Origin of the sequence: Alloacidobacterium dinghuense (genome assembly GCF_014274465.1) — a bacterium.
Classification (GTDB): domain Bacteria; phylum Acidobacteriota; class Terriglobia; order Terriglobales; family Acidobacteriaceae; genus Alloacidobacterium; species Alloacidobacterium dinghuense.
On record NZ_CP060394.1, the window covers coordinates 2,036,884 to 2,049,431 of the forward strand.

9 protein-coding genes are annotated in these 12,548 nt (G+C 57.4%); 4 read left to right on the forward strand and 5 right to left on the reverse strand.

All coding sequences use genetic code 11. The features are described from left to right. Positions 1-192: 192 nt before the first annotated feature. From H7849_RS08215 to H7849_RS08230, 4 genes are all read right to left on the reverse strand, one after another. Positions 193-2,661 (reverse strand): ABC transporter permease, encoded by a 2,469-nt coding sequence (locus H7849_RS08215; protein ID WP_186745595.1) that lies wholly within the window; start codon positions 2,659-2,661, stop codon positions 193-195. 5 nt (positions 2,662-2,666) lie between these two features. Continuing rightward, positions 2,667-5,117 (reverse strand): ABC transporter permease, encoded by a 2,451-nt coding sequence (locus H7849_RS08220; protein WP_251106693.1) that lies wholly within the window; start codon positions 5,115-5,117, stop codon positions 2,667-2,669. Positions 5,118-5,272: 155 nt separating this feature from the next. Further along, positions 5,273-5,758 (reverse strand): quercetin 2,3-dioxygenase, encoded by a 486-nt coding sequence (locus H7849_RS08225; protein ID WP_186745597.1) that lies wholly within the window; start codon positions 5,756-5,758, stop codon positions 5,273-5,275. Positions 5,759-5,810: 52 nt separating this feature from the next. Beyond that, positions 5,811-6,113, reverse strand: coding sequence for a hypothetical protein (locus H7849_RS08230; RefSeq protein WP_186745598.1), 303 nt, complete (start codon positions 6,111-6,113; stop codon positions 5,811-5,813). A 167-nt stretch (positions 6,114-6,280) separates the two neighbouring features. Here H7849_RS08230 and H7849_RS08235 point away from each other — a divergent pair, with 167 nt between their 5' ends. The 4 genes from H7849_RS08235 (at position 6,281) to H7849_RS08250 (ending at position 12,070) form a co-directional block, all read left to right on the forward strand. Then, on the forward strand, positions 6,281-6,520 hold the full coding sequence (locus H7849_RS08235) for a FeoA family protein (protein WP_186745600.1): 240 nt from the start codon (positions 6,281-6,283) through the stop codon (positions 6,518-6,520). Further along, positions 6,517-8,403 carry a ferrous iron transport protein B gene (gene feoB, locus H7849_RS08240; protein ID WP_186745602.1) on the forward strand — a complete coding sequence of 629 codons (1,887 nt, stop codon included), beginning with the start codon at positions 6,517-6,519 and terminating at the stop codon, positions 8,401-8,403. The genes H7849_RS08235 and feoB overlap by 4 nt, the downstream gene beginning before the upstream one ends. 167 nt (positions 8,404-8,570) lie before the next feature. After that, positions 8,571-10,178, forward strand: a complete 1,608-nt coding sequence (locus tag H7849_RS08245; RefSeq protein WP_186747320.1) for an ABC-F family ATP-binding cassette domain-containing protein — start codon at positions 8,571-8,573, stop codon at positions 10,176-10,178. Between the two features lie 101 nt (positions 10,179-10,279). Then, the gene (locus H7849_RS08250; RefSeq protein WP_432756545.1) at positions 10,280-12,070 is read left to right on the forward strand and encodes an ABC-F family ATP-binding cassette domain-containing protein; all 1,791 of its coding nucleotides are present in this window, start codon (positions 10,280-10,282) and stop codon (positions 12,068-12,070) included. Between the two features lie 9 nt (positions 12,071-12,079). Here H7849_RS08250 and H7849_RS08255 read toward each other — a convergent pair whose 3' ends face one another. After that, on the reverse strand, positions 12,080-12,517 hold the full coding sequence (locus tag H7849_RS08255; RefSeq protein WP_186745606.1) for a DUF6526 family protein: 438 nt from the start codon (positions 12,515-12,517) through the stop codon (positions 12,080-12,082). Positions 12,518-12,548 lie beyond the last annotated feature (31 nt).

The following is a 12,548-nucleotide window of genomic DNA, read 5'->3' on the forward strand; positions in this document are numbered from 1 at the left end:
GTTTGCACGCAAGCTTCCAGTTGGCGCGCTGAGCGCTACCTCTTTGTTGTCAGCAGATAACAAGATGGCGAGGGCTCTGGACGCTTTACTGTACTGTCCATTTTCGATGAACAGTGTCCACTAGCAGCATTCAGGCGGTGGTCCAGGCGCCCGAGTTCCTTAACTTCACGCCCAGATCAATTGACCCGCTACCTACTCAGCACGCAGGGTTTGCATAGGATCGATGGATGCGGCATGCCGCGCTGGAAGCCATCCGGCGAGCAGCGCACAGAAAAGCAGTACAACGACGGCAGCGATGAAAGCAGCCGGATCGAGTGGCTTGACTCCGTAGAGCAGGCTTTCGAGGAAACGCGTAAGCCAGAGCGAAGCTGCGAGTCCCAGCGCGATTCCTGCTCCTGCGAGTACGAGCGCAGATCGCAGGATACGGCCGAGAACATTCTCACGGGTAGCGCCAAGCGCCATGCGAATGGCGATTTCGCGCGTGCGTTCGCTGACCGTGTACGCGAGAACCCCTCCGATTCCGAGCAGCGCCAGCAGCAAGGCGACAGCGGCGAATGAGCTGAGGGCGAGTGTGTTGAAGCGGCGCGGCGCCTCGGTGGAGGAGACGACCGTGTCCATGGTTTGGATGTCTTCCACAGCAAGCAGCGGGTCGAGTTGATTCACCATTCTTTGCAGGCTGTTGGCAAGCGCGGATGGATCGCCCGCCGTGTTGATGACAAGGTGCATGTCGCCTCGTGTGCCAACAATTCCAGCAACTTCCGGTGGAAACTGACGCTGCAATTGAGAGAGAGGCTCATACATCTGCGGATAGATATCGCGGTCCAACGCATCCTGACGAATGTCACCAACGACGCCGACCACGGTGACAAAGGGCCGTTTGCTGTCTGGGTTGCCGCCCATCTGGAAGCGCTTGCCGATGGGATTCTTTCCGGGCCATACCATTCGGACGAGCGACTCGCTGACAACGGCGACAACGGGTGCGTCGGCAAGATCGTCGGAGGCATTCAGATAGCGGCCGCGCAGCAGCGGAATGCGCATCGCGCTGAAGTAAGCGCCCACGATGAAGTAGTTGGAGGTAGAAAGCCACGTGCGGTTGTTGCGCCCTGTGTAGCCTTCCGGAACAAAGTTGCGGTCAGAGTTGATACCGATGACCGGGATGTTCGAGGAGGCCGCGGTATAGCGCACCTGCGGGAGAGTGGACAGGCGGCGCAGCAACTCGGCGTAGAAGCGATCGATTTTCTCCTGCGAAGAGTAATCGTTTTGGGGCAGAGAGAGATGCGCGGTGAGCGTGTGCTGAGGCTGGAATCCGGGGTCGGTCTCAAGCATGTGGGCGAAGCTGCGCAGAAGCAGTCCGGAGCCTACGAGCAGAAGCAGAGCAAGCGCCGTCTCGATCACGACAAGCACGTTGCGCAGGCGCTGCTGTAATCCTCCAACATTGGCGTGTCCGCCATCGCGGAGTGCATCGAGAATGTCGGTGCGCATGCTGGCAAGAGCAGGTGCGAGGCCACAGACGAGGCCAGTGAGGCCGGTTAACGCACAGGCTGCGATGAGGACCGGCCAGCGGATGGAAATCTCAGCCAAGCGTGGCAGCGATGCAGGCAGAAACAAGCTGCCGAGGCGGACGGTGACGGCAGCGAGCATCACTCCCAGGAAACCACCGATTGCGCTCAGCACAAGACTTTCAGCCAATGAGTGTCGCAGCATGGTGCGGGCTGCCGCGCCCAGCGCGAGACGCACACCCGACTCGCGGCGCCGCCCGGCGGCGCGGACGAGCAAGAGGTTGGCGAGGTTGGCGCAGGCGATAAGCAGGATGAACCCAACGGCGACGAGCAGAATGCGCAACAGCGGGCGCGCGCTTTCCACCGTTTCTTCCTGGAGCGGTCTTACCTGACTGGTGAGGTGAATGCCAAGCTGCGCCGCGACTCCCGATTCCTCGGCGCGGAGCATGCGGGCAATATCCGCTTGCGCTTGCGAAAGCGTCGATCCGGGTTTGAGGCGCGCGATGGCTCCGTACTGGAAGTTGTCAACCTCGTCTCCTTTTTCGTCGGAAGTGAAGCTCATGGGCACCCACAGGTCACGATGGCTGAGGCGTCCCGGGTCAAGAGGAAATTCGAGATTGCGCGGCATGATGCCGATGATGGTGTAGGGGCGGCGGTTGAGGTCGATGGTGCGGCCAACGGTGGCGGCGTCAGAGTGAAAGCGCTCGCGCCAGAGAGCGTAGCTAATGAGAGCGACCGGCGCAGAGTTGTCGTCTTCATTTTGCGTAAAGTTGCGGCCCAGCATGGGATGCACACCGAGCATTGGGAACAGAGAGGCGGTGACGCGCTCTGCGCGCGCATGGAGCGGCGCGCCGACTCCGCTCAGTTCGTACTCTGAGGCTACGAAGCCGCCGAGGGCGCTGAAGGTCTGATTATTTCGTGCGAAGCGGATGATATCGGGCGCGGGCAGGTCGACCGGGTTGAGAATGTGCGCAATACCTTCATGCAGCCGGACGAGACGGGCCGGATCCTGAAACGGAAGAGGCCGCAAGAGCACAGCATTCACGATGGAAAAGACCGCGGTTACTCCGCCGATGGCGATGGCCAATGTCAGCACCGCGGTGATGGTGAATCCCGGCGCTTTGCCTAGTCGGCGGAATGCTTGGCGGATGTCGGTCAGCATGGGAATTACTCCGATCGCAGCGTCTCTGCTGGTTGAATACGGCTGATGCGCAATGTCGGCAAGAAACTGGCTATGAGCGCGATCGATGCGAGGATCAGCAGGACGGCTCCGAAGGTGATCGGATCGTATGTTTTCACCCCATAGATTTCGCTAGCCAAGGCCCGCATGGCGATAAACGACAGAACCACGCCTGTGATGAGGCCTGCGCCTGCGGCGATGAGTCCTGTAGATCCGACGTGAATCATGGCTTCCTCGATCGTTGAACCCAGCGCGATACGGATGCCGATTTCGCGCGTCCGCTGCACGACCAGATTCGAAACCAAGGAGTAGATGCCGATGGAGGAGAGCACGAGCGCGAGCGATCCGAGAACGGTCAGCAGCAAGACTTGCATACGTTGCATCTGGAGCTGCTCATTGAGGATCTGATCCATGGAGTAGAAGCCGGAGAACGGTAGGTCGGGATCGGCTTCGGCTAGAGCGCGCTGCATGGATTCGGTGAGGCCCACAATGGGGCCTCGGGTGCGGACGATCCATGAGGGTTGAAACCACTGGTGGGCCATGTTTACCAAGCCTTGTGGAAGCTGCGCCGCCGGGACGTAGAAGACTGGCTCGTGCGATATAGGAGCGTCTTGCCGCATACCGGGTTTTTTTGCGATTTCGGACACTACTCCAACGATGGTGTACGTAGTGCCTTCGGAGGCGAAGTGCCGGGCCAGAGGAGCTGAATCCTGATAGAAGATGCGGGCGAAGCTGGTATTGACGATAGCGACGGGCTCAGAGCTTGCAGAGTCTGACTCCGTGAAGTAGCGACCGGAAAGCAGCGGGATACGTAACGTTGAGAAATAGTCGGAAGTAATGTAGGCGAGGCTGGAACCGTTCTGCTCTCCTGCGCGTTTGCCATCCTTGATGGTGATGCCATCGTTCAAGCCACGCTCGTAGGGCACGCTTAGCCCGACTGCAGCATCCTGAACGCCGGGAATCCGGCGCATTGCCGCGATGCTTTTCTGGAGCAGCGACTGGAATCCGGCTGCGTTGCGATAGCGGGCATCGTCGAGCGACGCCTTTGCGGTCATAACGTTGGTCGAATCGAAGCCAGGGGGCTGTGATTCCAGATGCACGAGCGTGCGGATCAGCAATCCCGCAGCCGCGAGAAGGATGACGGTGAGCGCAACTTCCGCACCGATGAGCCACTGACGAGTGCGGCCTGCGCCACCAACTACTGCATGGCTGCCTGCGGCGATTGAGGAGCGCAGGTCGACGCGGCGTGTTTGCAACGCCGGCAAAGCGCCGAAGAGCAGGCTGGTCACGAGCGATGTGACGAAGGTGAAGGCAAGGACGCGGGCATCAAGATGGAAGCCGCCGACGGGAAACATCGATTCCGGCAGGAAGCCGCGGAGTCCGCTCAGGATGAGGAGCGCGAGAAATAATCCGGCTGCTGCTCCGACGAGCGCGAGTAGCAGGTTTTCCGTCCAGAGTTGGCGCAGGACATCAAAGCGCGTGGCTCCGAGTGCGAGGCGCGTGGCCACTTCCGGAGTCCGGCGTGAGATGCGAACGAGGGCCAGTCCGGCGAGGTTGGCACAGGCGATGAGCAGGATGAAGCTGACGGCGAGCATCAGAGCTGAGACTTCGTCATGCATTTCGCCCGCAAGCTCAAGCTGCATGGGACGAGCGTAGATCCAGGCATGGCCGTGGTACTTGCTTTCGATCTCTGCGAATTCAGGAAACCGGATGTGGTTGAACTGGGCGTTCACCTGCTGCCAGGTGGCTCCGGGATTGAGGCGCACGAAGATGCCGCAGTTGTCGCCGCCGCATTCTCCGGTTGGAGCTGGGCGGAGCGGCGTGAAGAGGTCCGCGTTGGTGGGGGTGACCGCATTTTGCGGAAGGACACCGACGACCGTGTACGGCTCGCCTTTGAGCTCGACGGATTTGCCGATCAGCTTTGGATCAGAGTGGAAGGTGGACTGCCATAGCTTATAGCTGAGGACAACCACCGGTGGTCCGTGCGGGACATCTTCCTGTTCAGTAAAAGTGCGCCCCAGGAACAACGGAATGCCTAGAACATCGAAGTAGCGGGCGGAGACGCGGGTGCCGTGTACATACAGGACAGCTCCGCCTGCATCGGCGGGGGCTTTGAGGTTGACTCCGCTCGTGCCGCCATAGGAGGCGAAGGTGACGCCGCTGACGTTGTCTCTGAGGATTTGCCAGCTTCCTCCGGTGAAGCTGTCATCGTCATCGCTGATTGCTTTGCCGTTGTTTATTCCCTCTTGATGAACGACAAGAGCCGCAATGCGCTCCGGCTCGGGGTATGGCAGGCGGCGCAGCATGAAGCCATCGACCATGCTAAAGACTGCGGTATTGACGCCGATGCCGAGGGCAAGCGTCAAGATAACCGCTAGGGCGTAGCCGGGATTCTTATCAAGCTGGCGGATGGCGAAGCGGAGATCGTTCAGGAACATGCTGGCACACTCCCGACTGAAGTAGTAGCAGTTAGGATGCCAAATGATTTCTTGTTAAATCTTTAATAAGCAGGGGTTTACTTCGGATTGGACCGGGATTTTGCTGTCCGGAATTGAATTGCGGTGTACGGAAATGGACAGGCTACGGCGAGTCTCTATGAACAGATCTCCAGACCGTATCCGGGCGCCAGCGCAAGCAGCCGATTGAGGATGGATGGGTCTTCATCACGAGGACGCTGCTGGAGTGATCCCGGCTGTCCCAGCTCCGCCCACATGCGTTCAAAGCCGCCCGGGGAAAGGATAACCAGTATCTTTCCGGGAATGGCTCCGACGTTCTTATAGGCGTGCGGCGTTCCCTTCGGAATGCGGATAAAGTCACCATCTGCTACGTCAAAAGCGCGGCTGCCAAGAATCACGGAGAATGCGCCTTCTACAACGTAAAAGCATTCGTCCTCTTTATGGTGAATATGTGGCGGGGGGCCGTTGCCGGGAAACGACTCGATCTCAGTGACCGAATAAGCGCCGCCGGTATGTTCGGCCGTGGTCTTAATCGCGTAGAAATCGCCCATGAGCCAGAAGCTCTGCCCCTGCCCGGTCTCGAGGACAGTGCTGTCCGTATTGTCCAGTACGTTTTCGCTCATTAGTTTTGACGGTGGGGATGGTGAACCACATTGTAGCTCGATTTCGATCGATTTAACTATGAATTTCCTGGGTGAGCAGGTGGTCGGCAATCTCCAGCCATTCGGCTTCCATTTCTGTTTTGGAGGCGGGCTTACCTGCCTGACCATACCAATAGCGCGCGTTCCCGGAATCTCCTTCCTTGCGATGCAAATAAGCATGCACCCAGGCGGCGTCCGGTGTTTCAATCTGTTGAGCAATTTCGTGGGCTCGGCTCCAGTCGCCCTTCGCGTCCCACCACAGCGCCTGCAGCAACCGGGACAGATTCGCCGACGGCTCTTCATCTCGTAGAGAATGGCGAAATTCCTGCGATGTCATGATCTTTCTTCTCGTTAGAAATGAGCCTTCAGTGTAATTCCTTGGCAAGAAATAGAGGATTCGAACCTAACTAGGATTAAATAGGTCGTAGATTGCGATATGATGAATAGGCAGGTTGAATTTCAACCTCTTTCGGGCGCTGTTCGCTGTGGAAGGGTGCAAGTTTGATGGCATTGAGTGAACTAAAGATTGGGCGGTCGGCGGTCGTGGAAGGTTTGCTGCTACCGGACGAGATCCAGCACCATCTGATGCACATGGGGTTTATGCCTGAAGCTCTGGTTCGTGCTGTACGGCGGGCTCCCACAGGCGACCCGACGGTCTATGCGGTCGATGGCATGGAAGTGGCCCTGCGGCGGGAGACAGCTCGGTGGATTTCTGTGCGGGAATTTGAAGAAGGGTCACGATGAGCGACTGCTGCACGACGGCGACGATTGAGATTGCACCAACTCCGCGGGTTGCGGGAAAGATCCAGACGGTTGCACTGGTGGGCCCGCCAAACTCAGGCAAATCGACTCTCTTCAATCGCCTTACGGGTCTGCGGCAAAAGGTCGCGAACTATCCCGGCGTTACGGTCGAACAGCATTACGGCAAACTGAATGGAATTGACCGTCCTGATCTGACCCTCATCGATCTGCCGGGAATTTACAGCCTCAATACGCACTCTGAAGATGCCCGCGTGGCCGTGGATGTGCTGCATGGCCGGATGCCGGGAGCACCCGCGCCCGACGCGGTTTTGCTCGTTCTCGATTCCCTGCACCTGCAACGCCAGTTAATGCTTGCCGCTCCAATTCTCGCGCTGGGTTTGCCAACGCTCGTTCTGCTCAACATGAGCGACCTGATGGAGACGCGCGGCGGCGAGGTGGATACTCTGGCGCTGGCGCGGGAACTGGGCGTTCCAGTGGCAAAGATCAGCGCGACACGGGGTACTGGGCTCGACGCAATTAAGCACTTTTTGCACAAGAGGAGCGAACCGGTTGCGGTAATGCCTCGTCTGGAGCTTCCGGTTGTAGGCAATCCGCGTTCGTATCGGCAGTGGGCCACAGGCATCAGCACGCGGACGAAATACAAGGCGCCAATCTCATCGGAATGGACGCGCAAGCTCGATTCGTTCCTGCTGGGCCGCCTAACCGGACCGCTGCTTTTTCTTGTCGTCGTTTTCGGCGTCTTTCAGATTGTATTTTCCGTTGGCCTGCCAATCAGCAATGCATTCCAGACATTTCTGAATGACGCAGGAACAAAAGCCGGTCTCTTGCTCGGCCATGGATGGCTGGAATCACTTCTGATCGACGGCATCTGGAAGGGCGTTTCTGCGGTGCTGATCTTCCTGCCGCAAATCCTCCTCCTGTTTTTGTTCGTCGGCATTCTTGAAGACTCGGGCTATCTGGCCCGCGCTGCGCTGATTGCCGATCGCGTGATGCGCGCCATCGGGCTGAATGGCAAGGCATTTATCCCGTTGCTTTCAGCGTATGCCTGCGCGGTTCCGGCCATCATGGCTACGCGGACGATCGAGAACAAGCGCGATCGTTTTGCCACGATCCTTGTTACTCCATTTATGACCTGCTCGGCGCGCCTGCCGATCTACATGTTGATGATCGCGGCGTTTATTCCGAACAAGCACCTGCTCGGCGATTTCTTTGGGTTGCAGGCCGCTGTTATGTTGAGCCTCTACGTGCTTGGATTCCTGGCGGCTCTTGCCACCGCGCGGCTCCTGAAGTCGTCAATTCTGAAAGCATCGTCGGCTCCCTTTATTCTCGAACTGCCGCAGTATCGCGTTCCCACGGTGCGTTCGCTGGGACTGCGCCTGATTGATCGCGGCAAAGTTTTCGTGAAACAGGCAGGAACCGTCATTCTTTGCGTGACGATGGTGCTGTGGGCCTTGAGCCATATTCCCTTCCACGCCGATTTGCCGCAGAGCATCATTGGCCACGTTGGCCAGTGGATTGAGCCGGTGATCAAACCGCTTGGTTTCAACTGGAAGATTGGCATCGGCCTGCTCAGCTCCGTAGTAGCGCGCGAAGTGATCGTCGGTACGCTGGGCACGCTCTATGGAGCCGATCCGGCGACGCAATCACTCAGCCTGCAGGCGGCCCTGCGTCATGATTTGACGCTGGGCGGCGCAATGGCCCTCGTCGTCTTTTTCGCGTTTGCCATGCAATGCACCTCGACGCTGGCAATCGTGAAACGCGAGACGAACAGCTGGCGGTGGCCCGCGTTACAGTTTGCTTACATGAGCGTGCTGGCATACGTTGGGGCGCTGGCGACGAACGTATTGATTTCACACTTTTTCTAGTAAACTGACTAAGACAGCGGTGATATCGGGCTCGATGTCGGCTCGCATCCTGATGTAACCCGCGCCTTAACTTTCGAAAGATATTTTCAGTTACAGAGGACGCAGAGGTCACAAAGAGGATCTCCCGCGAGGATTGCGTTCCCTGTCTCATGGCAACAGGACAGCACATGATTTCAGTCAATAATGTAAGCATGCGGTACGGCTCGAAGATTCTGTTTGAAGACGTGACCACCACCTTCACACCGGGCCGTCGCTATGGTCTGACCGGGCCGAATGGCGCGGGCAAATCGACCTTCATGAAAATACTGACAGGCGAACTCGATGCCCAGAAAGGTTCGGTCGTTCGTCCGAAAAAGCTAGGCGTTCTGCGTCAGGATCAGTATGCCTTTGACGTCTATCGCGTGATCGACACCGTGATCATGGGCAACAAGTCGCTGTGGGCGGCGATGGAAGAGCGCGATGCCATCTATTCAAAGGCAGAGTTGAGTGATGAAGACGGCATGCGCCTTGGCGAGCTTGAAGGCATCGTCGGCGAAGAAGATGGATACACGGCGGAAAGCGATGCCGCGATTCTGCTGCAGGGTCTCGATATTCCCGATGAATTGCACGAGCGCAAGATGAGTGAACTGCAGGGCGGCCAGAAGGTGCGCGTATTGCTGGCGCAAGCACTGTTTGGCAATCCGCAGGCGCTGCTGCTGGACGAGCCTACGAACTACCTCGATCTTGACTCGATCCACTGGCTGCAGGATTTTCTCTCCCGCTTTGAAGGCACGCTGATCACGATTTCGCACGACCGGCATTTTCTGAACAGCGTTTCCACGCACACGGCGGACATCGACTACCAAACGATCATCACTTACACCGGTGGCTACGACGATATGGTGGTGGCGAAGACGCAGGTGCGTTCGCGCCTTGAGGCGCAGAATGAGCAGCGCGAGAAGAAGATCGCGCAGTTGAATGAATTTATCGCGCGATTCTCTGCAGGTACGCGTTCGAGCCAGGTGACGAGCCGTAAAAAAGAAGTCGAGCGGCTGCAGACGAATGAACTGGCGCGGTCAAATATTCAACGTCCGTACATTCGCTTCGATCAATTGCGGCCGTCGGGCAAGCACACGCTGGAGTTCGAGGGTATTCGCAAAACCTACGGCGATCAGGTTGTGATCGACGGCTTTGCCGGTTCGATTATGCGTGGCGAAAAGATCTGCCTGATCGGACGCAACGGTCAGGGTAAGACCACGATGCTCAAGTCCTTACTGGCGAGCGATCCTGATCTTGCGGAGCAGGATTTTGATCTCGACGCGGGCAATGTGAAGTGGGGACATGAAGCCCAGATCGGCTATTTCCCCCAGGACCACGCAGGCGTGATCGAGCATGGCAAGACGGTGAACGAGTGGCTGCACCAGTTCGATCAGAAGGCAACGACCGAAGACATTCGCGGCATTCTGGGACAGATGCTCTTCCGCGGCGAAGAAGGATTGAAGCCGACAGAAGCGCTCTCGGGCGGTGAAGCGGCACGCTTGCTCTTCTGCAAGCTGATGCTGCAGAAGCCGAATATTCTTATCTTCGACGAGCCGACGAACCACCTCGATCTTGAATCGATCAATGCATTGAATATTGCGCTGCAGCGTTACGAAGGCACCGTGCTCCTCGTCACGCACGATCAGGATTTGATCGAAGAAGTTGGAACGCGGATCTGGCATTTTGAAAATGGAACGATTGACGACTTCAAGGGTCCGTACGAGGAATACGTTGCGGCGACGGCTGCGGCGAAGTAAGAACCTGAGGCTAAAGCCCCTTCTTCTTTGTGCTTTCTCTTATTGCGAGGGCTGAAGCCCTCGCCTACCTTTGATTCCATCGATTCACCTGTTTGGTTCCTGTGCTCATACTGAACGCACAAGCAATCTCGAAGGCTTTCGGCGCGACATCCCTTTTCCACGATATTTCTTTCACTGTTGATGAAGGCGACCGCATTGGATTGATCGGCCCAAATGGCTCCGGCAAATCGACTCTCCTCAGGATCCTCGCCGGAGAAATAGAGTCGGACTCTGGCGAAGTAGCAGCGCGCAAACTGACACGGCTTAGTTATGTTTCCCAGGACTCCGAGTTTCCGAGTGGCGTTACTGTCCGATCTATCATCGAGGCTGCGCTGAAGCGTGCTGGTGTTCCCGAGCCAGAGTGGGAAGCACGGTTGCGGGAAATACTTGGCCGCGCAGGATTTTATGATTTCGGAACTGAGGCGGTTACATTTTCAGGAGGCTGGCGGAAGCGGCTGGCGATCGCTGAAGCGCTGGTTCAGAAACCAGATGTACTGCTGCTTGATGAACCAACAAATCACCTGGATCTTGCCGGGATTGAATGGCTCGAAGGTGTGCTGGCGTCAGCGCCGTTTGCCTGCGTTGTGATCAGCCATGATCGGTATTTCCTGGAGAACGTTGCCACGCAGATGGCGGAGCTGAATCGCGCGTATCCCGGTGGGCTTCTGCGCGTGAATGGAAACTATAGTCAATTTCTGGAGACGAAGCAGGAGTTTCTTGCGGCGCAGTCGCGTCGGCAGGAGGCGCTTGAGAATCGCGTTCGTATCGAAAAGGAATGGCTGCGGCGCGGCCCGAAAGCTCGTACAACGAAGTCGAAAGCGCGCATTGACCGCGCGAACGAATTGATTGGCGAGCTCGCCGATCTCGGCAGCCGTTTGCAGACCCGCTCTGCGGGGATCGATTTCAACGCGACGGACCGCCAGACGAAGCGGTTGGTTGCTCTTGAAGATATCCAATATACAGCCGGCGAAAAGCAGCTCTTCCATGGCCTTAATTTCGCGATCACTGCCGGCATGCGCGTCGGACTGGTTGGCCCGAACGGCAGTGGAAAGACCACCCTGCTGCGACTGCTCAGCGGCGAGATCGCACCCGACGCGGGATCGATTCAACGAGCAACGGCATTGAGGGTTGTTTACTTCGAGCAGAACCGGCAGATGGATGAATCGCTGACACTGCGCCGTGCGCTTGCTCCGGAGGGCGATTCGGTTGTTTATCAGGACCGCGTGATTCACGTTGCGTCGTGGGCCGCGCGATTTCTCTTTACCGGCGAACAGCTGAATCAACCGGTGTCGCGACTTTCGGGTGGCGAACGGGCGCGCGTGCTGATCGCGAATCTCATGCTGCAGCCTGCGGATCTTTTATTGCTTGACGAGCCGACAAATGATCTCGATATCGCCACGCTTGAGATATTGGAAGAGAGCCTGCTTGAGTATCCGGGCGCGCTCGTTTTGGTGACACACGACCGCTACATGCTCGACCGTATTTCGAATGTAGTACTGGGACTGGACGGTATGGGCAGCGCTGAGCGCTTCGCGGATTATCTGCAATGGGAGTCGTGGCTGGCTGAGCGCAGACAGCCAAAACCACAAGCGGAACGGCAAATCTCGAAACCTACTTCGACAGCATCAAAAAAGAAGCTCTCATACCTGGAGGCGCGGGAGTGGGCGGACATCGAAGATCGGATCGCCGCAGCCGAAAAAACGCTGCAACAGAAGCAGGCCCTGCTGGAAAATCCGGTGATTGCGGTAGACGCGCTCCGGTTGCAGGAGACCCTTGCTGAAGTCGAACAGGCGCGAACCACCGTGGATGGTCTCTACGCCCGCTGGGCGGAGTTGGAAGCGAAACAGAGCTAGTCGGCGCCATCACACGCGGAAGTAGTCAGGCCGCCAGTTCTGAATCTTCTTCTTAATATCCATTGGCTTCAAATTGTCTCTTAGTGTTTCTTCGACGAGTCGAGGGATTTCTGCGTCGGATGCGAATCTTAGCGCGACGAGTTGATGTTCTGTCAGTTCAGGAATACGCAATCGCAGCGGCTCTGGAAGCAGCGCCGCGAGGCGCATCCGCTCTTCCAGACGAATGAGCCTATCCTGCACCTTAATCGGATTGATGCGCGTGAGGAATGCCAGCACGAGGATTGCGATGGAGAGAAGAACCATCCATGCGACCGCCAGATCGGGATGTCTTACGAGATACACGATGGCCAGAATCAAGTTCGTAATCAGTATCGGGATTAGAAAGAAGTGAAAGGGAGCGTGCCTGCGCTTGTAATTTGTGTAGCTCTGGACACTGTTCTCACTCATGTTTGTTCATCCTATAGAAAAGTATTACGCG

Coding starts and splice junctions, on each gene's coding strand:
- H7849_RS08215 (WP_186745595.1), bottom strand. CDS start 2,661: ATGCTGACCGACATCCGCCAAGCATTCCGCCGACTAGGCAAAGCGCCG.
- H7849_RS08220 (WP_251106693.1), bottom strand. CDS start 5,117: ATGTTCCTGAACGATCTCCGCTTCGCCATCCGCCAGCTTGATAAGAAT.
- H7849_RS08225 (WP_186745597.1), bottom strand. CDS start 5,758: ATGAGCGAAAACGTACTGGACAATACGGACAGCACTGTCCTCGAGACC.
- H7849_RS08230 (WP_186745598.1), bottom strand. CDS start 6,113: ATGACATCGCAGGAATTTCGCCATTCTCTACGAGATGAAGAGCCGTCG.
- H7849_RS08235 (WP_186745600.1), top strand. CDS start 6,281: ATGGCATTGAGTGAACTAAAGATTGGGCGGTCGGCGGTCGTGGAAGGT.
- feoB (WP_186745602.1), top strand. CDS start 6,517: ATGAGCGACTGCTGCACGACGGCGACGATTGAGATTGCACCAACTCCG.
- H7849_RS08245 (WP_186747320.1), top strand. CDS start 8,571: ATGATTTCAGTCAATAATGTAAGCATGCGGTACGGCTCGAAGATTCTG.
- H7849_RS08255 (WP_186745606.1), bottom strand. CDS start 12,517: ATGAGTGAGAACAGTGTCCAGAGCTACACAAATTACAAGCGCAGGCAC.